General features: G+C 72.6%; 20 protein-coding genes. 7 read left to right on the top strand and 13 right to left on the bottom strand.

What is annotated here, in order from left to right:
• Positions 1-51: 51 nt before the first annotated feature.
• Entirely contained in the window at positions 52-669 is a 618-nt protein-coding gene (locus ACGFJ7_RS18440) for a hypothetical protein (RefSeq protein ID WP_392642808.1), read from the bottom strand.
• Between the two features lie 409 nt (positions 670-1,078).
• Positions 1,079-1,660 carry a TetR/AcrR family transcriptional regulator gene (locus tag ACGFJ7_RS18435; protein ID WP_392642807.1) on the bottom strand — a complete coding sequence of 194 codons (582 nt, stop codon included), beginning with the start codon at positions 1,658-1,660 and terminating at the stop codon, positions 1,079-1,081.
• 68 nt (positions 1,661-1,728) lie between these two features.
• Between ACGFJ7_RS18435 and ACGFJ7_RS18430 the strand changes: the two genes are divergently transcribed.
• From ACGFJ7_RS18430 to ACGFJ7_RS18420, 3 genes are all read left to right on the top strand, one after another.
• A complete protein-coding gene (locus tag ACGFJ7_RS18430; protein WP_392642806.1) occupies positions 1,729-2,730 on the top strand; it encodes a zinc-binding dehydrogenase in 1,002 nt (333 codons plus the stop codon).
• A 70-nt stretch (positions 2,731-2,800) separates the two neighbouring features.
• On the top strand, positions 2,801-3,778 hold the full coding sequence (locus ACGFJ7_RS18425; RefSeq protein ID WP_360250358.1) for a substrate-binding domain-containing protein: 978 nt from the start codon (positions 2,801-2,803) through the stop codon (positions 3,776-3,778).
• Positions 3,779-3,792: 14 nt separating this feature from the next.
• Positions 3,793-5,733, top strand: a complete 1,941-nt coding sequence (locus tag ACGFJ7_RS18420) for a beta-galactosidase (RefSeq protein WP_392642805.1) — start codon at positions 3,793-3,795, stop codon at positions 5,731-5,733.
• Between the two features lie 6 nt (positions 5,734-5,739).
• Here ACGFJ7_RS18420 and ACGFJ7_RS18415 read toward each other — a convergent pair whose 3' ends face one another.
• Positions 5,740-7,566 (bottom strand): S8 family serine peptidase, encoded by a 1,827-nt coding sequence (locus ACGFJ7_RS18415; RefSeq protein WP_392642804.1) that lies wholly within the window; start codon positions 7,564-7,566, stop codon positions 5,740-5,742.
• A gap of 440 nt (positions 7,567-8,006) precedes the next feature.
• Entirely contained in the window at positions 8,007-9,506 is a 1,500-nt protein-coding gene (ligD, locus tag ACGFJ7_RS18410; protein WP_392642803.1) for a non-homologous end-joining DNA ligase, read from the bottom strand.
• 108 nt (positions 9,507-9,614) lie between these two features.
• Here ligD and ACGFJ7_RS18405 point away from each other — a divergent pair, with 108 nt between their 5' ends.
• Entirely contained in the window at positions 9,615-10,610 is a 996-nt protein-coding gene (locus ACGFJ7_RS18405; protein ID WP_392642802.1) for a Ku protein, read from the top strand.
• Here ACGFJ7_RS18405 and ACGFJ7_RS18400 read toward each other — a convergent pair.
• Positions 10,607-11,311 (bottom strand): TetR/AcrR family transcriptional regulator, encoded by a 705-nt coding sequence (locus tag ACGFJ7_RS18400; RefSeq protein WP_392642801.1) that lies wholly within the window; start codon positions 11,309-11,311, stop codon positions 10,607-10,609. The two genes, ACGFJ7_RS18405 and ACGFJ7_RS18400, sit on opposite strands and share 4 nt — an antisense overlap.
• Positions 11,312-11,363: 52 nt before the next feature.
• On the opposite strand from ACGFJ7_RS18400, the gene ACGFJ7_RS18395 reads away from it, so the two are divergent.
• A complete protein-coding gene (locus tag ACGFJ7_RS18395) occupies positions 11,364-11,861 on the top strand; it encodes a DNA polymerase ligase N-terminal domain-containing protein (RefSeq protein WP_360250340.1) in 498 nt (165 codons plus the stop codon).
• A 27-nt stretch (positions 11,862-11,888) separates the two neighbouring features.
• Here the strand turns inward: ACGFJ7_RS18395 and msrA are convergent, their stop codons facing one another.
• The 5 genes from msrA to ACGFJ7_RS18370 all read right to left on the bottom strand — a co-directional run bounded on the left by msrA (position 11,889) and on the right by ACGFJ7_RS18370 (position 15,313).
• Positions 11,889-12,392: a peptide-methionine (S)-S-oxide reductase MsrA gene (gene msrA / locus ACGFJ7_RS18390; protein ID WP_360250337.1), complete on the bottom strand. Its 504-nt coding sequence runs from the start codon at positions 12,390-12,392 to the stop codon at positions 11,889-11,891.
• Between the two features lie 334 nt (positions 12,393-12,726).
• Complete coding sequence (locus ACGFJ7_RS18385) at positions 12,727-13,254, bottom strand: alpha/beta fold hydrolase (RefSeq protein WP_360250334.1); 528 nt, start codon at positions 13,252-13,254, stop codon at positions 12,727-12,729.
• Between the two features lie 64 nt (positions 13,255-13,318).
• Positions 13,319-13,735: a TIGR03618 family F420-dependent PPOX class oxidoreductase gene (locus ACGFJ7_RS18380; protein WP_360250331.1), complete on the bottom strand. Its 417-nt coding sequence runs from the start codon at positions 13,733-13,735 to the stop codon at positions 13,319-13,321.
• Between the two features lie 16 nt (positions 13,736-13,751).
• On the bottom strand, positions 13,752-13,928 hold the full coding sequence (locus tag ACGFJ7_RS18375; protein WP_360250328.1) for a hypothetical protein: 177 nt from the start codon (positions 13,926-13,928) through the stop codon (positions 13,752-13,754).
• Positions 13,929-13,999: 71 nt separating this feature from the next.
• Positions 14,000-15,313, bottom strand: coding sequence for a dihydrolipoyl dehydrogenase family protein (locus tag ACGFJ7_RS18370; protein ID WP_392642800.1), 1,314 nt, complete (start codon positions 15,311-15,313; stop codon positions 14,000-14,002).
• 173 nt (positions 15,314-15,486) lie between these two features.
• Here ACGFJ7_RS18370 and ACGFJ7_RS18365 point away from each other — a divergent pair, with 173 nt between their 5' ends.
• Positions 15,487-16,401, top strand: coding sequence for a thiamine pyrophosphate-binding protein (locus ACGFJ7_RS18365; protein WP_392642799.1), 915 nt, complete (start codon positions 15,487-15,489; stop codon positions 16,399-16,401).
• Positions 16,398-16,958, top strand: a complete 561-nt coding sequence (locus tag ACGFJ7_RS18360; RefSeq protein WP_392642798.1) for a thiamine pyrophosphate-dependent enzyme — start codon at positions 16,398-16,400, stop codon at positions 16,956-16,958. Before ACGFJ7_RS18365 ends, ACGFJ7_RS18360 begins: the two co-directional genes overlap by 4 nt.
• On the opposite strand, the gene ACGFJ7_RS18355 is transcribed toward ACGFJ7_RS18360, so the two are convergent.
• Genes ACGFJ7_RS18355 through ACGFJ7_RS18345 form a run of 3 tightly spaced genes read right to left on the bottom strand, consistent with a single transcriptional unit; the run spans position 16,955 to position 19,287 of the window.
• Positions 16,955-17,653: an SDR family NAD(P)-dependent oxidoreductase gene (locus ACGFJ7_RS18355; RefSeq protein ID WP_360250319.1), complete on the bottom strand. Its 699-nt coding sequence runs from the start codon at positions 17,651-17,653 to the stop codon at positions 16,955-16,957. The genes ACGFJ7_RS18360 and ACGFJ7_RS18355 overlap by 4 nt on opposite strands.
• 6 nt (positions 17,654-17,659) lie before the next feature.
• On the bottom strand, positions 17,660-18,673 hold the full coding sequence (locus ACGFJ7_RS18350; protein WP_360250316.1) for a zinc-binding dehydrogenase: 1,014 nt from the start codon (positions 18,671-18,673) through the stop codon (positions 17,660-17,662).
• Positions 18,670-19,287 carry a VOC family protein gene (locus ACGFJ7_RS18345; RefSeq protein WP_360250313.1) on the bottom strand — a complete coding sequence of 206 codons (618 nt, stop codon included), beginning with the start codon at positions 19,285-19,287 and terminating at the stop codon, positions 18,670-18,672. Before ACGFJ7_RS18345 ends, ACGFJ7_RS18350 begins: the two co-directional genes overlap by 4 nt.
• Position 19,288: the final 1 nt, after the last annotated feature.

The following is a 19,288-nucleotide window of genomic DNA, read 5'->3' as shown; positions in this document are numbered from 1 at the left end:
CCGTGGCCGGCGACATACGTGGCCACGGTCTTCGGCCTCGCCGCGGGCCGTTCACCCGGCGCCCCCGATCCGTTCCTGGTCGGGCTGGCCACGCTCAGCCTGCTCGGCGAGGCGGCCGCCGAGAAGCCGCTTCTCTGCGTGGTCGACGACGCGCAATGGCTCGACCAGGCGTCCGCTCGGGTGCTCGCGTTCGTCACGCGCCGGCTCCAGGCCGAGTCGGTGGTGATGCTGTACGCGCTGCGGCCGGCGGTGCGGGAGTTCGACGGCCTGCCCACCCGGACCGTCGAGGGCCTCGGTGACCTCGACTCGCGGGCGCTGCTCGACACGGTCGTCCGCTGGCCGCTGGACGAGCGGGTCCGCGACGCGATCCTCGCCGAGGCGCACGGCAATCCCCTCGCGCTGCTCGAACTTCCGCCGGCCCGCACCCCGATGAGGCTGGCCGGCGGCTTCGGGCTGCCCGGGGCGCTGCCGCTGGCCGGCCGTCTGGAGGAGAGCTTCGCCGCCCGCAGCCGCGGACTGGCCGGCCGGCGCCCGCACGCTGCTGCTCATCGCGGCCGCCGACCCGGTCGGCGATCCGGCCCTGATGTGGCGCGCCGCCCGCCGCCTCGGCATCGCCCGCGCCGCCGCCGACGAGGTCCGCGCGGCGGGGCTGCTCACGATCGGCGCCACGGTCCGTTTCCGGCACACGCTGGCACGCTCGGCCGTCTACGGCGCGGCACCACGGGACGACCGCCGCGCCGCCCACCGCGCCCTGGCCCACGTGACAGACGAACGGGCCGACCCGGACCGTGGCGCTTGGCACCGAGCTCAGGCCGCCGACGGCCCGGACGAGTCGGTGGCCGCCTGGCGCGGAGCCGGCGGGGCGGCCAAGCTCGTCGCCGAGTCGGCCGAGCTGGCCGAGGCGCTGGGGGAGGGCGTCGGGATCACCTGGTTCCACTATCTCGGCGCCGTTCTGCACAACGGATCCGGCCGATTCCGGGAGGCGCTGTCCGCGGCACGTCCGCCGCGTCCTCGGCAAGCTCGGCGTCGCCTCCCGCCGCGAGCTGCCCCGAGCCCTGGCGGAGGCGGGGCGCTAGAGCTAGGCGCGCAGGACCGCGGCGAAGAGTTCGGCGCGCCGCTCCAGCGGGAGGGCCGCGGGCTCGATGACGCCGTGCACGCCCAGGACGTTGGTCGTGCTCAGGATCAGAAAGGCGATGCTCCACGGGTCGCCGGTGACGCCGAGAGGGGCGGCGTTGTCGCGGATCAGGCCGGCCAGCGCGGTCATCAGCCGGTGGCGGCTGGCCAGGTAGACGGCGGCCACGCCGGGGTCGGTGGTGGCCTGCACGGCGAACTCGGCGATGAGCACGTGCCAGCGCTGTTCGTCGAGCGACAACCGGGCCAGGCGCAGCGCCACGTCCTCGGCCCGGGCCGTCGAGATCTGCTCGACCGAGGTGGCGATGAGGGCTGTCACCTGCTCGTCGAGCAGCTCGGCGAAGAGTTCCTGTTTCGAGCCGAAGTTGGAGTAGACCGCGCCCTTCGTGTAGCCGGCGCGCGCGGCGATCGCTTCGAGCCGGGTGGCCGCGTACCCCGAGAGCCGGAATTCCTCGGCCGCCGCGGTGAGCAGATCGCGCCGGACGTCCTCGCGCCGTGGCCGTCGTCGATCTTGTGGCATGTCAGACATTGACCTCTCGATACCGCGGGTATTCACTCGATACCGAGGGTACTGAAATTACCGACCGAGGAGCAACCATGCTCGCAGGACGTCTCGACGTTTCCACCGGAACGTTCGCTGTCGAAGAGATCGCCGAGCCGCACGCCGGCCCCGGCCAGGTCCGGATCGCCGTCAAGGCGGCCGGTGTCTGCCTCTCCGACGTCCACCTCATCCAGGGCGTCATCAAGCCGCTGCTGCTGCCGGGCGACAGCGTCACGCTCGGGCACGAGACCGCCGGTGTCATCGACGAGATCGGCGACGGCGTCACCGGGCTCACGGTCGGCCAGCGGGTGCTGCTCCAGGCCGGCGAGGAGCGCGACGGGGTCGTCTGGACGCGCGGCGTCGACTACGACGGCGGCTGGGCCGAATTCGCGGTCGCCACCGCCGGCACGGTCGTGCCGCTGCCCGACAGCCTCCCGTTCGAGCAGGCCTGCTTCATTCCCGACGCGGTCTCCACGCCGTGGGCCGCGATCGTCGAGACCGCCCGGGTGGCCCCGGCCCGGCCGGTCGGCGTCTGGGGTGTCGGCGGCCTCGGCGCGCACGCCGTGCAGCTGCTGCGCGTCATCGGCGCCGCCCCGGTCATCGCGATCGATCCGCTGCCGGCCGCCCGCGAACGCGCGCTGGCCTTCGGCGCCGACCTCGCCCTGGACCCGGCCGACCCTGTCTTCGCGACGCGGGTGAAGGAGGCGACGCGGGGGCGCGGTCTCTCGTACGCCTTCGACTTCGCCGGCGTGGCGCCGGTGCGCGAGCAGGCCGCCGCGACGATGGCCCGCGAGGGCAGGCTGATCCTGGTCGGCCTCACCGACCAGCCGCTGACCATCACCCAGGGCACCCACTTCAGCTATCTCAAGCAGCAGATCCTCGGCCACTACGGCTCGCAGCCCGAGCATGTGCTGGAGCTGCTCGACCTGGTGGCCGGCGGCCGGGTCGAGTTCTCCCGCTCGGTCAGCGGCGCGCTGCGCCTGGCCGACGCGGCCGAGGCCGTCCGCCGCCTCGACGCCAAGGAGGGCGACCCGATCCGCCTGGTGCTCGTGCCTTGACAAACGTTACCGGTAACAGTTTTGCTGGAAGGGCGAACTGTTACCGGTAACTTTCTCGGGGGAGCGGCCCGTGGTGCGCAAGGACCGAGTGCCCAGAGCACCGACGATCTACGACGTCGCGCGCGTGGCCGAGGTCTCCCACCAGACCGTGAGCCGCTACCTGTCGGGTGCGTCCCCGCTGCGCCCGGCCTCGCGCGAGCGTGTCGAGCGGGCCATCCAGGAACTCGGCTACCGGCCCAGCCTGACGGCGCGGATGCTGGCCCGCGGCGAGTCGCGCACGGTGGTCGCCCTCACCGGCGAACTGCTCGAGGTGGGCACGGTCCAGCTCGTCGAGGGCGTACGCCGGGCCGCGCGCGCCGCCGGCTACCTGCTCGACGTGATGACGTACGACGCGGACGACCTCGAGCGGACGCTCACCACCATCGGCCGCCAGGACGTCGCCGGGGTGCTCGCGATCGCCGACACCGACCAGCTCCGCGAGGCCGTCGGCCGGCTCTCGCCCGACCTGCTCGTCACGGTCACCGAGGACACGCCGGCCGCCCACACCGTCGAGGCCCACCACGCCGTCGCCCGGCACCTGATCGAGCTGGGACACGACCGCGTGACGTACGTGGCCGGCCCGCGCGACTGGTGCTCCGCGCGGACCCGCCTGCGCGCCTTCGAGGAAGCCTTCACCGGCCTCGACAGCGAACGCCTGTTCGCCGCCGGCTGGTCCGCCGCGTCCGGACACGAGGCGGGCCGGCGGCTGCGGAATCCCACCGCTGTCGTCTGCGCCAACGACCAGATCGCGCTCGGCGTCACCCGGGCCCTGGCCGAGCGCGGCCGCCACGTCCCGGCCGACGTCAGCGTGGTCGGTTACGACGACATGCCCGAGGCGGCGTACTTCTCGCCGCCGCTGACGACCGTACGCCAGGACTTCGCCCTCCACGGGGCGCACGCGTTCCGCCGCGTGCTGGAACGGCTCGAGCCGGACGTACCGCGCGAGCCCTTGCCCGCGGTCGAGGACCACCTGATCGTGCGCGGCTCCACGGCCGTGCGACGCGCCTAGGCAGGAGAGACAAGATGCCGATCTGGTACGGCGGGGACTACAACCCGGAGCAGTGGCCGCGCGCGGTGTGGGACGAGGACGCCTCGCTCATGCGGACCGCGGGCGTCAACCTGGCCACCGTCGGCGTCTTCTCGTGGTCGCGACTCGAACCGCGCGACGGCGAGTTCGACTTCGAGTGGCTCGACGTGGTGCTGGAGAAGCTGCACGCCGCCGGGGTCCGCGCCGACCTGGCCACCGCGACGGCGTCCCCGCCGCCGTGGCTCACCCTCAAGCACCCCGAAATCCTCCCGGTCACGGCCTCGGGCGTACGGCTGTCGACCGGCAGCCGCCAGCAGTACTGCCCGAGCTCGCCGCTCTATCGCCGCTACGCGACCCGGCTGGTGACGGCTCTGGCCGAGCGCTACGGCTCACATCCCGCCCTTCAGATGTGGCACGTCAACAACGAGTACGGCTGCCACGTGAGCCGCTGCTACTGCGACGTGTCGGCCGAGGCGTTCCGGGGCTGGCTGCGCGACAAGTACGGCACCGTCGAGGGCCTGAACCACGCCTGGGGCACCGCCTTCTGGTCGCAGCACTACTCGTCCTTCGACGAGGTCTTCCCGCCGCGGGACGCGCCGACCTTCAAGAACCCGGCCCAGCTGCTCGACTTCGACCGGTTCGGCTCCCACGAGCTCCTCGAGTGTTTCCGGGCCGAGGCGGCCGTCCTGCGCCAGGTGACCCCGGACATCCCGCTCACCACCAACTTCATGGGCTTCTTCAAGCCCGCGAATTACTGGGAGTGGGCGAAGGAACTGGACTTCGTCTCCGACGACAGCTACCCCGACCCGGCCGACGAGACCGCGTACCTGCACTCGGCCATGACCCGTGACCTGATGCGCTCGCTCGCCGGCGACAAGCCGTGGGTGCTGATGGAGCAGGCGACCAGCGCGGTCAACTGGCGCCCGCAGAACGCGGCCAAGCGCCCCGGCCAGATGCGCGCGTGGTCGTACCAGGCCATCGCCCGCGAGGCCCGCGGCATCATGTACTTCCAATGGCGGCAGTCCATCGCCGGCGCCGAGCAGTTCCACTCCGGCATGCTGCCGCACAGCGGCACCGACACCCGCGTGTGGCGCGAGGTCGTCGAGTTCGGCGCCGAGCTGACGGCGCTCTCCGGCGTGCTGCCGTCCACAGTGGCCGCCCCGCCGGTCGAGGCGGCGATCGTCCTGGACTGGGAAAGCTGGTGGGCCCTCGAACAGCCGGCCCGCCCGACCCGGATCAGCTACCAGGGGCAGCTCTCGGCCTGGTACCGGGCTTTCACCCAGGCCGGCCTCCGGGTCCGGTTCGTGCACCCCGGCGCCGACCTGAGCGGCTTCCGTGTCGTCGTCGCGCCCACGCTCTTCCTGGCGACCGAGGCGAGCCTCGACAACCTTGCCGGGTACGCCCGTGACGGCGGCACGCTCATCGTGACGTTCCAAACGGGAATCGTCGACGAGAACCTGCGCGTCCGCTCCGGCGGCTACCTCGGCCCGCTCCAGCGGACGCTCGGCCTGTGGATCGAGGAGTTCACCCCGCTCGCCGGCCACCCGGCCGCGCTCGCCGGCACGGTCACCTCGTCGTCGGTGACGTGGAGCGAGGTCGTCCGGCCGGCCGGAGCCACCGTCGAGTCCGAGTTCACCGACGGTCCCGCCGCCGGCGGCCCGGCCATCACCAGCAACGGCACCGCCTGGTACGTCGCGGCCGACCTGGCCGCCGACGGCAAGGCGGCCCTGGTGGAGACCATCCTGGGCCGCCTCGGCCTCGACCTGCCCCGCCCGGCGCCCGGCGTCGAACGGATCACCAGCCAGGCCGACACGTACGTCATCAACCACAACCCGCTGCCGTACGTCGTCGAGCTCGACGGGACCGACCTGCTCACCGGCAAGCCGGCCCGCGGCCTGGAACTGCCCCAGTACGGGGTGGCCATCGTCCGCGCCTGACCCGCGTCAGACCTTGACGGCGCCGCTCGTCTTCGACGACAGCGCGGTGCTCGCCGGTGCCACCACCCGATAGGTGGCGCCGGCCACCAGGCCGGTGACCAGGCGGCCACTCGCGGCCGGGTAGGACCGGATCGCGTGCCAGCCCTTGCCGGTCCACCGCTGCACGCTGAGGCGCTGCCCGGCCACCCCGGTCATGGCGATCCGCATCTTGCGGGCGCCCGCCTTGGCCACGGCCAGCCGGGGCCGGACCACGTACGAGGTGACGGGCGAGCTGACACCCGCGACCGTCAGGCGCACGCGCCGGTTCGCCGTGGCCGTCGCCGCGACGGTCACGGTGCCGGCGGCGGTGGTCGTCATCGACGTACACGTGAACGCTTTGTTGCCCGAGGCGACGCACAGCTGGGCCGCCCGCCCGGCCAACGGGCTGCTGCCCGCCTTGACGGTGTAGCGGGTGGTCAGCCGGGTGCCGTACGCGACGTCGCGCGCTCCGGTGCTCACTCCGATCGTGACGCTCGGTGTGCTGGGTTTGCGGGGCTCGCTAGGCGCAGTGGGCTCGCCAGGCGGAGTGGGTTCGCTAGGCGCAGTGGGCTCGCTAGGAGTGATGGGCTGGACAGGCGTTGTCGGCGTGCTCGGTGTGGTGGTCTCAACGGGCATGCTCGGCGCGGTCGGCGTTTCCTCGGCCAGCGCCGCGACCGGGTCGATGCGTCCCCAGCCGTAGCTCGTGTCCTTGCCGGGCGTGCCGAGGTCCACCGCCGTGCTCTGAAGAACCTGTTCGATCTCGTCGGGGCTCCAGGCCGGGTGGTACGCCTTGAGGAGCGCCACGACCGCGGCCACGTGCGGCGCGGCCATCGAGGTGCCGCTCATGCTCCCGTAGCTGCCCTTCACCGTCGGCAGGGTGCTCAGGATGCCGACGCCCGGCGCGGCCACGTCGACGTAGGAGCCGCGGTTGGAGAAGGCGGCGACCGCGTCGGCCGAGTCGGTGGCGGCGGCCGCGATGACGCCCGGGTCGGCCCCCGGATAGTTGGCCGGGCTGCCCTTCCTCCCGTCGTTGCCGGCCGCGGCGACCACTGTGACACCCTTGCCGCGCGCGTACGCGATGGCCTGGGTCACCGCGTCGAGCCGATCCGTCGAGCCCAGCGACATGTTGATGACCTGGGCCCCGTGGTCGGCGGCGTAGACGATGCCGCTGGCCGCGTCGGCCATGCTGCCGGTGCCGTCGGCGCCGAGCACCCGGATCGGCAGGATCTTCGCCGACGGGGCCACCGCCGAGATGCCGACGCCGTTGCCGGTCGCGGCCGCGATCGTGCCGGCCACGTGGGTGCCGTGGCCGTTGGGATCGATGCCGGTGCCGCCGACGGTCCCGGCGACGTAGTCGATGCCCGGCAGAACGTCGCCGGCCAGATCGGGGTGGGCCGCGTCCACGCCGGTGTCGATGACCGCGACGGTCACCCCGTCCCCGGTCGACCGCGGCCAGGCCGCCGCCACATTGATCTTGGCGAAGTCCCACTGATCGGCCCGGTACGGGTCGGAGCCGGCCGGAACCTCGGTGGTACGAACCGTCTTGTCGATCTCCACGGCCACGGACCGGCTGCGGCTGCGGCCTTCCCGAACGTACCGCCGCGCGGCGGCCCGGTCGGTGGCGGTCCGAACGCGGACAATCGGCCGCCCGGCGTCGTCCAGAGCCGTGCTGACCACCCTCGCCGGCCGCCGGCCGGACACCTCAGCCGGAAGCAGCGAGTCGGCCGCGTCCACCCCATAGGCGGCCGGCGCGGCCAGGGAGGCGGCCCCGGAGATCGCCGCGACCACGAACAAACCATTTACGAGCGACTTCATGTGCACACAGTCGGCAGCCCCACCCCCGACCGCGTGACAGCCCCGGAGCGACCCAGTTGCGAAACGGATCCCCTCGCGCTCCGCCGCCCCGCGCCACGCTCCCACCGCCCGCGCCCCGCATCGCGTGCCACGTCCCCTTGCACCCGTGCCACGCCGCCCGCGCGCCGTCCCGCGCTACTCCGCGCCGTCCCGCCTCGCGCCGCGCCGTCCCGCGCTGTCCCGCGCCGCGCTGTCCCGCGCTGTCCCGCGCCGCGCTGTCCCGCGCTGTCCCGCGCCGCGCTGTCCCGCGCCGCGCTGTCCCGCGCTGTCCCGCGCCGCGCTGTCCCGCGCTGTCCCGCGCCGCGCTGTCCCGCGCTGTCCCGCGCCGCGCTGTCCCGCGCCGTCCCGCGCCGCGCTGTCCCGCGCCGTCCCGCGCCGTCCCTGGGGCGCGGTGTTCTGGGTCAGGCGGCTTCGGTGAGGTCGGCTAGGTCGATACCCGCCTTTTCGAGTACCAGCCGGACGTCGTCCAGGGTCAGGCCCTCGACCACGTTGTCGCCGTGGACGATCCGGTACCACTGGCGGCCGTCGCGGCGTACTGCCTCGACCCGCCAGGTGGCATCCGCGGTCATGACCGTGCCGGTCACCTCTTCCCGCGCGGCCGTTTCCCGCCCGGCCGTCTGCTTCCCGGCTGTTTCGCGCCCGGCTGTCTGCTTCCCGGCGGTTGCCCGCTTGGCTGTCTGCCTCGCTGCCGCTGACGCTGACGCTGCCGCTTTCGCTCGCGTCGCCTGGGCTGGTGTCGCCTGGGCTGGCGTCGCCTGGGCTGGCGTCGCCTGGGCTGGCGTTCCCTCTGCTCGCGTCGCTTGAGCTTGGGTCGGGCGGGCTTGGGTCGGCCGGGCTTGGGTTGCTTGAGCTCGGGTTGGTCGAGCTTGGGTCGGTCGGGCTGGGGTCGGGCGGGGGCGGGCTGTCGGTGGTGTCGGGGGTTGGGTCGGGGTGGCTGCCCGCGGGGGAGCGGCCAGCGAGGACGGGTCGCGGTCGGGGCGCAGGCCGCGCCAGGAAGCGTGGCGGAGACGGCCGTCGACGGTCCAGTTGCGGAAGGCGACCTCGCCGACCAGGGTGGGCTCCACCCAGCGGGCGTGGCGGGCATGGTCGCGGGGGACGCCGGGTACGGGGGCCGTGGTGCGCCGGGCGGCGTCGAGTTCGGCCTGCAAGTGCTGGAGCATGGCGTCCGTGAAGCCGGTGCCGACCTGACCCGCGTACCGCAAGCTCTGCTCCTGATCGGGGACGGCGAGCAGGAGTGAACCTATTGTTCCGGAGCGGCGGCCCTCGCCCGGCTCGTAGCCGACGATCAGGACCTCCTGGGTGCGGATCAGTGGCACCTTGGTCCACTCGGGGGAGCGGCGTCCCGGCCGGTACACGCCGTCCTCGCGTTTGGCGACGACGCCCTCGAAGCCGGACAGTTTCGCCGCGTCCAGGACGATGGTGCCGTCCGCGTCCGGGAAGTTGGCCGGCGTCCGCACCGTCGCGCCGTCGAGGCGCAGGGCGGCCAACAGCTCGCGGCGGCGCCGGTAGGGCAGGTCGATCGTGCTTTCGCCGTCCAGCCGCAGCACGTCGAAGACGTAGTAGCGGATCGGGACCGTGTGCAGCAGCGCCGCCGGGGGAGCGGCGACGTGCATCCGGTTCTGGAGCAGCGCGAACGACGGGCGCTCGCCGGCTTCCAGGGCGACGATCTCGCCGTCGAGGATCACCTGGCGGCCATCCAGCAGCGTGGCGATCTCGGCCAGCTCCGGGTACGTGGTCGTGACGTCGTTGTCGTTGCGGGTCAGCGCCCGCACCTCGCCGCCGGCGGCGTAGGTGACCGCGCGCACGCCGTCGTACTTGAACTCGAACGCCCAGCCCGGTCCGGTGGGCAGGGGGCCGAGCGCGGCCAGCATCGGCCGTACGACCTCGCCGTCGATCGTCATCCGATCGGGCTACCCCGCGCACGGCCGGGTGATACCCCTTGACCAGGAATTACATGGTGGTAGTTAACCGGCGGGATTCGATTCGCCGCCGGCGGGTATGGCAGCGGTATGGCGCGACCGATCTGGACAGGAGCGATCACCTTCGGCCTGGTGTCGGTGCCGGTGGCGATGTACTCCGCCACCCACGAGCACGAGGTCGGCTTTCACCAGTTCGAGAAGGGCACCGGCGACCGCATCCGCTACAAGCGGGTGAACGAGCGCACGGGCAAGGAAGTCGACTACGACAACATCGTCAAAGGGGCCGACGTCGGCGGCGGCGACTACGTCATGCTCGACCAGGAGGAGCTCGACTCGGTGGCGCCGGGCCGGTCGCGCAGCCTCGACATCGACCGTTTCGTCGAGCTCGACGACATCGACCCGATCTACTACGACAAGACGTACTTTCTCGGTCCCGGCCGCGAGGAGGCCGAGAAGGTGTACGGCCTGCTGCGCGACGCGATGGCCGATTCCGGCCGCGCCGCGATCGGCACGCTGGTGATGCGGGGCAAGGAGTATCTGGCCGCGATCCGTGCCGACGGCGACCTGCTGATGCTGCAGACGATGTACTTCGCCGACGAGGTCCGCGACCCGAAGGACCAGATCGACTCGCTGCCCCGGCGCAACGCCGCCAAGCCGGCCGAACTGCACATGGCCCAGCAGCTGATCGACTCGATGGCCGGCAAGTGGCGCCCGGCCGATTTCCGCGACACCTACACCGACCGCGTCAACGAGCTCATCGAGGAGAAGAAGTCCGGCAAGGAGATCACCCCGGCCGCCGAGGCCCTCGAGCCCACCGCGGCCACCGACCTGTTCGAGGCCCTGCGCCGCAGCGTCGAGGCCGCCAAGAAGAGCCGGGCGGCGGCCGAACCGGGGAAGTCGGCCGCCCCGAAGCGCAAGACCGCCGCGAGCGGGAAGGGCGCGAAGGCGAAGGCGGCCGACCTCAAGGAGGTCTCGAAGAGCGATCTGCTCAAGCTCGCGCGCGACCTCGACGTCCCGAAGCGGACCACGATGAGCCGGGCCGAGCTGGAGAAAGCCGTCCGCAAGGCGCGGCGCCAGGCCGCCTAGGGCTCGTCGAGGCGTTCGAGCCAGCGGTCGAGCAAGGCCGCCTCCGCGGGCTCCAGTTTCGGCGTACCGGAAAGGGAAAGACGCGAGCGCAACTGGCGCGCCCCCGCCCGTACCGGATCGGTGCCGTCGTCCTGGGCCGGGATGGCGGTCAGGACGGCGGCGAAGACCGCGTCGCGGGCGCGATGCGACAGGTCCGGGTCGTCGAACAGGGACGGCTGGGCGATGCGGCTCAGCGCGACGCCGATGTTGGCCGGCAGGATCAGCTGGGCCGCCAGCCGCGGGGTCGTCCGGAGGGCGCCCGCCGCCGCGGCCCGCACCAGCGTGGCCTCCAGCAGGTCCAGGATCCGGCGGTGGGCGCTCGACGCGGCGCCCGCCCGGGGCGCGAACATCAGCTGGTAGAGGGCCGGGTTCTCGGCGGCGAAGGCCATGTGGTCGTCCCAGCCCACGTACATGTCCGCCACCGGGTCGTCGCTGACCTCCAGGCCGGCCTTGCGCCGCGCGTACCGTTCGAAACCGGCGTCGGCGACGGCGTCGAGCAGGCCGCGTTTGTCGCCGAACAGCCGGTACAGCACCGGCTGGGTGACGCCGACCTCCTCGCAGACGGCTCGGGTGGCGATGTCGCCGTCGGCCGAGGCCGCCAGTTGCCGTTCGGCCGCCTCGACCAGCGCCGCCCGTACGGCGTTGTCTTCCAGCTTCTGCATGAATCGATGATACGTCAGTGAGCTAACATTGATTTCAACCGCTAGGGGGCAGGTGAGAGGCATGCGCTTCGTTGTGCAACGGCACCGCGCGCGGCGGCTGCACTACGACTTCCGGCTCGAGATCGACGGGGTGCTGGCGAGCTGGGCCGTGCCCAAGGGGCCGACGCTCGACCCCACGGTGCGGCGGGCGGCCTTCCAGGTCGAGGACCACGAACTGTCCTATTACGACTTCGAGGGTGTCCTCCCGGCCGGGCAGTACGGCGCCGGCGACGTCATCGTGTGGGACGCCGGAACCTTCGAGCCGCAGGGCGATCCGGGGCGCGCGGTCAGGGACGGCGAGCTTCACTTCGACGTGTACGGCGAGAAGCTGCGCGGCCGCCTCGTCCTCGTGCGCACGCGCCAGGGGGCCAACGGCAAGTGGGAATGGCTGCTGCTGCACAAGCGTGACGAGTACGCGGTCGAGGGCTGGAACGCCGAGGACCACCCGCGCTCCGTGGTGAGCGGGCGCACCAACGACGAGGTGCGAGCGGCGTCTGCGCCCGGACGGTGAGCCACCGCCCGGGCGGCTGCCGTGCGCTCAGCTGACGCGGCGGGGCAGCTTCCAGTCGGGGCGCGGGAAGTGGCAGGTGTAGCCGTTCGGGATGCGCTCCAGGTAGTCCTGGTGCTCCGGCTCGGCCTCCCAGAACGGGCCGGCCGCGGTCACCTCGGTGACCACCTTGCCCGGCCACAGCCCGGACGCCTCGACGTCGGCGATGGTGTCCTCGGCGACCCGCTTCTGCTCGTCGGTCTCGTAGAAGATCGCCGAGCGGTAGCTGGTGCCGACGTCGTTGCCCTGCCGGTTCAGCGTCGTCGGGTCGTGGATCTGGAAGAAGAACTCCAGCAGATCCCGGTACGACGTGACGGACGGGTCGAAGACGATCTCGATCGCCTCGGCGTGCCCGTCGTGGTTGTAGTACGTCGCGTTCGCGACCGTGCCGCCGGTGTACCCGACCCGCGTCGAGATCACTCCGGGGCGCTTGCGGATCAGATCCTGCATCCCCCAGAAACAGCCGCCGGCGAGAATCGCCTTCTCCGTGGCCATGGCGCACACCTCATTCGTAGTTTGTCCCCCAGCATTACCCTTCGGCGCCGCCGGGGCACTGTCATGTCGCTCACCTGAACGTCAGAACGGGCTTGATAGTTCCCGGCCGGCTGCCCTCCGGGTTTCCGAGCGCAACCGATCACGCACGTCGCCGTGGCGGGCCGAGCGCTCTGGGCGCGCCAGCGCCCAGCTCGGCTCGTCGCGGCCCTCGGCGGGAGCGACGGTCTGTACGCCCCACCCCGCTACGACAGCCGGCTTTGACCTTGGGCCTGAGGGTTGTGCCGGGTGAGGGGGTCAGCGGGAGAGGCCGAGGGCGGCCAGGGAGAGGGCGCGCTTACGGGATCAGGCGGTCGAGCAGGGGAAACTCATCGTAGACCTGGTTGTAGTCGCCGAAATGGCCGTCGTCGCGGACGATCTGGGTGCCGCCGAGGCGGTCGAACAGGGACCGGCCCTGGGTGGCGTCGCAACCGTAGGGATCCGAGCGGGAATTGATGAAGTACGGGTCCCGGACGTTGGCCCGGATGGCGTCCCAGTCGTAGCCGGGACGCAGGACCGGCTCCTCGCCGTCGTTGGGCGGGGTGCAGTAACCGGCCACCAGCACAGCCTGGGCCGCGGGCCGGCGCTCCAGGATCGCCAGCAGCAGGGCGGCGCCGCCGGAGTGGCCCACCAGCACGGTCTGCGGGTCGAAGGTGTGCGCCTCGAGGACCTTCGGCAGGAACGTGTCGATGGGTTCGACGTTGAGGGTGGGGTAGTGCGGCACCTCGACGGCGTAGCCGCGGGCGGTCAGCCGATCGGCCAGCCAGGGATACCAGGCGACTCCGGGGTTGCCGCCGGTGCCGTGGAAGATGATCGCCTTACGCATGGGCGGAGGATAAGGCATCGATCCGCGACCATGGGGGAGGCGACGGGCTTCCCGGGTGTGCGGCTCAGTTGGCGTAGACGCGGGCGGGGGTGATCAGGACCGCCACGCGGCCCTGGTCGCGCATGACCCGGTCGTACTCGTCCCAGTCGTCGTGGGTGCCGCCGGCCGCCGAGAAGATCTCGCGCAGCAGGAGGCGCAGCGCCTCGGCGCCCGCCTCGGGGCCGACCACCTCGGCCCGGCCCTCGACCGCGGCCCACTGCCAGCCGCTGCGGAACGTCACGGTCAGCTGCGGCCGCGCCCTGAGGTTGGCCAGCTTCACCTTCCCGTACGTCACGAAAGCCAGCACCGGAGCATCCCGCTGGATGATCCCGGTGTTCACCAGTGAGCTCTGGATCGTCTGGTCCGCGCGCAGCGTGGACACCACGGCCAGGCCGCTCTCGGCCCGGCTCAGCTCCCACGCCTGCTCCACCGTCATCGCCATGGGCGAACGCTACCGCCTACCAGGCGCCGGCCAGCGCCGCGACACCGCCGACCGCCGTCGCGGCCGTGCAGGCGGTCAGCAGCGCGGCCGACAGCTGCCGGGCTCGCCGGTGGTCGGCGGCGCCCGGTTGGTCGAGGAACGCCGCCAGCACGCCCCACGAGATTGCCAGTGCGCCGAGAACGAAGCCGAACATCGGCACAGCGTGCCGGTCGTGACCGCACGCGGCGTCCAATTCGGGGTGACCGGCCGGTGAACAGCAGACGGTCATTTGCGGAGGCCGTGCAGGGCCTGGACATAGATCTCCGAGAAGGTGGGGAACGGCTGGATCGTGTCGCGCAGGATGTCGAGCGGCACCTTGGCCCGGATGGCCAGGGTGGCCTGCTGAAGCCACTCGCCGGCCTCCGGGCCGAGCGCGCACGCGCCGGTGAGCACGGATCCGTCGGAGAACAGTGTCAGGAAGCCGTGCGACTCGGCGTACCGGCGCGTGTAGGCCGCGGTCTTGGCGACGTCCTTGAGGGCCACAGTGGAGCTGACGGCGCCCGACGTCGCACCGACCGCGGCGGCTTGCGGGTCGGTGAAGACCACCCGGGGTACGGCGGTGTAGTCGACCTTGCGCGGGCGGCCGTAGATGTTGTCGGCCACGACCTCACCCTGATATTTCCCGACATGCGTCAGCATGAACTGGCCGGTGGCGTCGCCGACGACCCAGAGGTTGGGCGCGGCCCGCAGATACTCGTCCACCGGGATGCCCCTCTTGTCCGGCACGATCCCGACGGTTTCCAGCCCGATCCCCTCGACGCGAGGCGCCCGCCCGGTGGCCACCAGAAGCCGGTCACCCCGCAACTCCTGACCGTCATCCAACGTCAGGACATAGTCGGAATCGTCCCGGCGGGCGCCGATCGCACGAGGGCCCAGGGCGAGCGACACGCCGTCGGAACGCAGGGCGGCGGTGAGGGCGTGACCCAACTGCGCGGGCTCGTGCGGGAGAACCCGGTCACCGTGGGCGGTGAGCACGACGGAGCCGCCGAGACGCCGTACGGCCTGGGCCATCTCCACCCCCACCGGCCCGGCGCCGAGAATCACCAGCCGTCGTGGCACCTGTTTCATCCCGGTCACCTCGCGGTTGGTCCAGACGTCGAGCTCGCGCAGACCCGGAATCGGCGGGATGATCGGCGACGCCCCGTTGGCCAGCACCACGTGCTCGGCCGTGTAGCGGACCCCGGCCACCTCGACCGCCCCCGGCCCGGCCAGCCGCGCGCTGCCCCGGATGAGCGCGATCCCCGCCCCCGCCAGCCACCGCTCCTGGCCCGCGTCCGAATAGTCCGAGACCATGAAGTCGCGCCAGGCCAGGGCCCGTTTCACGTCGACCTCGGCGGTCGACTCGGCGTCCCGGGCCGCCTGCACGGCCTCACCCGGCCGCAGCAGGGTCTTCGACGGGATGCAGGCGTAGTACGAGCACTCGCCACCGACCAGCTCCCGCTCGACCAGCGCCACCCGCAGGCCGCCCTCGGCCAGTGCCCCGGCGCAGTGCTCACCCGGCGACCCGCCGCCGACCACGATCACGTCGTAATCGCTCATACCCGATGCCTCCCCAGATCGATGTGCTCCCCTTCACCCTGGCCGACGTCCCGGGCCACCGGTACCGGTGGAAGACCCTGGTGTCGCGTATCCCGGGGGTTTACCCGGGCGCCGAACCAGTGCCGGGCGGACGACGGTGGAGTTCGGTATTCCGCACACTCACGGGAGACGCGATGACCCTCGCCGACCACATCGTCGCCACGCTCAAGGCGTCCGGCGTCAGCCGGATCTACGGACTGCCGGGCGACTCGCTCAACGGCCTGACCGATGCCCTGCGCCGCGACGGCGGCATCACGTGGCAGCACGTCCGCCACGAGGAGGCCGCGGCCTTCGCGGCGGCCGGGGAGGCCGCCGTCACCGGGGAGCTCGCGGTCTGCGCGGCCAGCTGCGGGCCCGGCAACCTGCACCTGATCAACGGGCTGTTCGACGCCCAGCGCAGCGGCGTGCCGGTCCTCGCGATCGCCGCCCACATCCCGCGGGCGGAGATCGGCACCGGGTTCTTCCAGGAGACCCACCCGCAGGAGCTGTTCCGCGAGTGCAGCGTCTACAGCGAGATGGTCAGCGTTCCCGAGCAGCTGCCCGGTGTCCTGCGCATCGCCATGCGGGCGGCGGTCGAGCGGCGGGGCGTCGCCGTGATCGTGGTGCCGGGCGAGGTGTTCGGGGCGACGGTCCCGGCCGAGGTGACCCCCGTCCGGCCCGCGCGGTCGGTGCACCGGCCGGCCGAGGCCGACCTGGCCGCCGCGGCCGAACTGCTCAACGGCGCCGAGCGGGTCACCATCCTGGCCGGGGCCGGTTGTGAGGGCGCGCACGGCGAGCTGACCGCCGTCGCCGGGCGGCTCCAGGCGCCGATCGTGCACGCCTTGCGGGGCAAGGAGTTCGTGGAGTACGACAACCCGTACGACGTCGGCATGACCGGCCTGCTGGGCTTCCCGTCGGGGTACCGGGCGATGGAGCACTGCGACGTGCTGCTCATGCTGGGCACCGATTTCCCCTACCGGCCCTTCTACCCGGCGCACGCCAAGGTGGTGCAGGTCGACGTGCGGGGCGAGCGCGTCGGCCGCCGGGTGCCGGTCGACGTGCCAGGATGAACGGCCGGCGCCGGCTGATCGGCTCGTTCAACCACGGCACGATGGCCAACGCGCTGCCGCAGGCGATCGGCGTGCAGGCCGCGCAGCCGGGACGGCAGGTCGTCACCTTCTCCGGCGACGGCGGCCTCGCCATGCTCCTCGGCGAGCTGCTCACCCTGCGCCAGCAGCGGCTGCCGGTGAAGGTCGTGGTGCTGAACAACGAGGCGCTGGCCTTCGTCGAGCTCGAGATGAAAGCCGACGGCATCGTCAACTACGGCACCGGCCTCGACAACCCGAACTTCGCCGAGGTGGCGCGGTCGGTCGGTCTCTTCGGGGTACGGGTGGAGACCGCCGGCGAGCTCGACGGCGCGCTGGAGAAGGCGTTCGCGCACGACGGCCCGGCCGTCGTCGACGCCCGCGTCGTGCGGCACGAGCTGGCCATCCCGCCCAAGGTGAGCGTGGCCCAGGCGTCCGGTTTCGCGCTGTGGGCGACCCGCTCGATCCTCGGCGGGGCCGGCGACGACGTGCTCGAGGTCGCCGGCGCCAACCTGCGCGAGGTCGCGACCGAGTTCGCCTAGTTTCTCCCGGCCGTCCGGACCAGCATCTCGCTGACCGCGACCCGGCCGTCGCGGCTGACCATGTAGAGGACCGCGTCCGCGACCTCCTCGGCCAGCAGCGGCCCGGCCGGGGCGCCGGGGGCGACCAGGCCGACCCGTACCCGCTCCTCGAGCAGTTCCTGCCGCAACGACTCGGTGAAGCCGGTGAGGCCGAACCGGGTGAGGGTGTAGACGCTGGCGCCCGGCTGGGCGACCCGCCCGGCCGTGGAACTCACATTGACGATGTCGGCCACCTCGCGCGGCGAGGTGGCCGCCGCGTCGATCAGGTGCGGCACCGCCGCGTGGGTGACGTGCAGCACCGCCGACACGTTGAGCGCGACCATCCGGTTCCACTCCTCGAGCGTGGTGTGCAGCGCGGTGCCCAGCAGCATGACGCCGGCGTTGTTGACCAGCATGTCGATGCGCCCGAACCGGTCGAGCGCGTCCTGGACGGCCCGTTCCGCCTGGTCCGGGTCCGTGAGGTCGGCCTGGACCGCCACCGCGTGCCCGCCCAGCGCCGTGACGTCCTCGACCACGCCGGTGAGACGGTCGGGGCGGCGGGCCACGGCCGCCACCGCCGCGCCCTCCCGGGCCAGCCGGCGCGCGGTGGCGGCCCCGATGCCGCCGCTCGCCCCCGTGACCAGCGCCACCGTCCCGCTCAGGAGGGTGTCCACCATGGCCGTTCAACCCCTCACGTCGAGGACGGCGCGGAAACGCACGTCGCCGGAGATCATCCGTTCGTACGCCTTGGCGGCCTCGCCGAGCGGGAACACCTCGTTGTAGGAACGGATCGCGTGGCGCAGCGTGAACCGCAGGTTCTCCTCGTTCTCGATCGCCGTGCCGGTCAGGCTGCCGCGGATCCGGTGACTGCCGAAGATCAGCTGCTCCGGGCGTACCTGAAGCGGCTCCGGGTCGGCCCCGACGACGACCAGCTCGCCGCCCCGCCCGAGCCCCGGTATCAGGCCCGACATCGCCGCCCCGGCCGCGGCGGTCGCGACGATGACCGCCGCGCCGCCGAGCCGTCGCAGCGCCTCGCCGGGATCCTCGGCCCGGCTGTCGATGTACTCGTCGGCGCCGAGCTCGGCCGCGAGCTCCCGCTTGGCCGGGCCCCGGCCGATCGCGGCGACCCGGTGACCCAGCGCCCGGGCGTACTGGATGCCCAGATGACCCAGGCCGCCGATGCCCTGCACCGCGACCAGCGAACCCGGCCGGGCCCTCCCCGCCAGCAGCGCGCTGTACATGGTCAGGCCCGCACAGAGCAGTGGCGCGTCGTTCACGGTCTCGGTTCCCAAGGGGATCCGGACCAGGCCGGTGGCCCGGGCGTACGTCACCTCGGCGTAGCCGCCGTCGACCGTCGTGCCGGTCAGCGGCTGGTCGGCGCAGTTGAGGAAGTCGCCCCACCGGCAGGCCTCGCAGGTGGTGTCCGGGCCGCCGAGGAAGCCGGCGCCGACCCGGTCGCCCACCTTCCACGACGGGTCGACCCCCTCGCCGACCGCGCCGATCCGGCCGATGATCTCGTGGCCGGGCACGATCGGCGCCGACCGGTCGCCCTCGACCGCCAGCGCGTCGGTGTGGCAGACCCCGCACGCCTCCACGTCGATGAGCACCTGGCCCGGCGGCGGGTCGTGGCGCTCGCGCTCGACCAGTTCGAAGCGGCGGTGACCGGTGGCGACCACCGCGCGGTACGTGTCGCTCACCGGGGGAGCTCCTGACCGGACTGCTCCTTGACGATGTAGTCGGCGTACCAGGACGGCCAGTCCGGATCCTCGGCGCCGGTACGGGCCTCGTGCTCGCCGTGCGCGGCCGCGGCCCGGCGCAGCGCGGCGGCCAGATCGCTCGCGGAGGAGAACGCGGTGACCGACGGGTCGAGCCGGCCCGGCAGCCGAGTGGTGATCTCCTGGAGCAGCCAGCCGTTGCCGTCGGGGTCGCTGAACGACAGGAACGAGCCGTAACTGGCGTTGCCCTCGGCCGGCCCGGCCACCCGCTCGGCGGTGCCGCCGTGGTGGAAGACGCCGCCGGTGTCGTGGAAGACCTCACTCGGCTCGGCCCCGGCCCGTTTGAGCTCGTCGTGCGCGGCGGCGATGTCGTTCACGATCAGGTGCAGCCCCTGCGCGGTGCCGGGCTGCTGGTCCGTCACCGAGGTGCCGAAGATGACCGAGGCCGGCGAGCCCGGGGGAGTCACCTGCACCACCCGGAAGCTCTCGCTCGTGGCCAGATCGGCGTCGAGGCGCCACCCGAGGCCCGTGTAGAACGCCTTGGCCCGGTCGACGTCCGACACCCCGATCACGACGACTTCCAGCTTCATGTCCATG

This window comes from Actinoplanes sp. NPDC048988, assembly GCF_043197815.1.
GTDB lineage: Bacteria > Actinomycetota > Actinomycetes > Mycobacteriales > Micromonosporaceae > Actinoplanes.
Note: the sequence above shows the minus strand (reverse complement) of the source record. Positions and strands in the feature narration are given on the sequence as shown.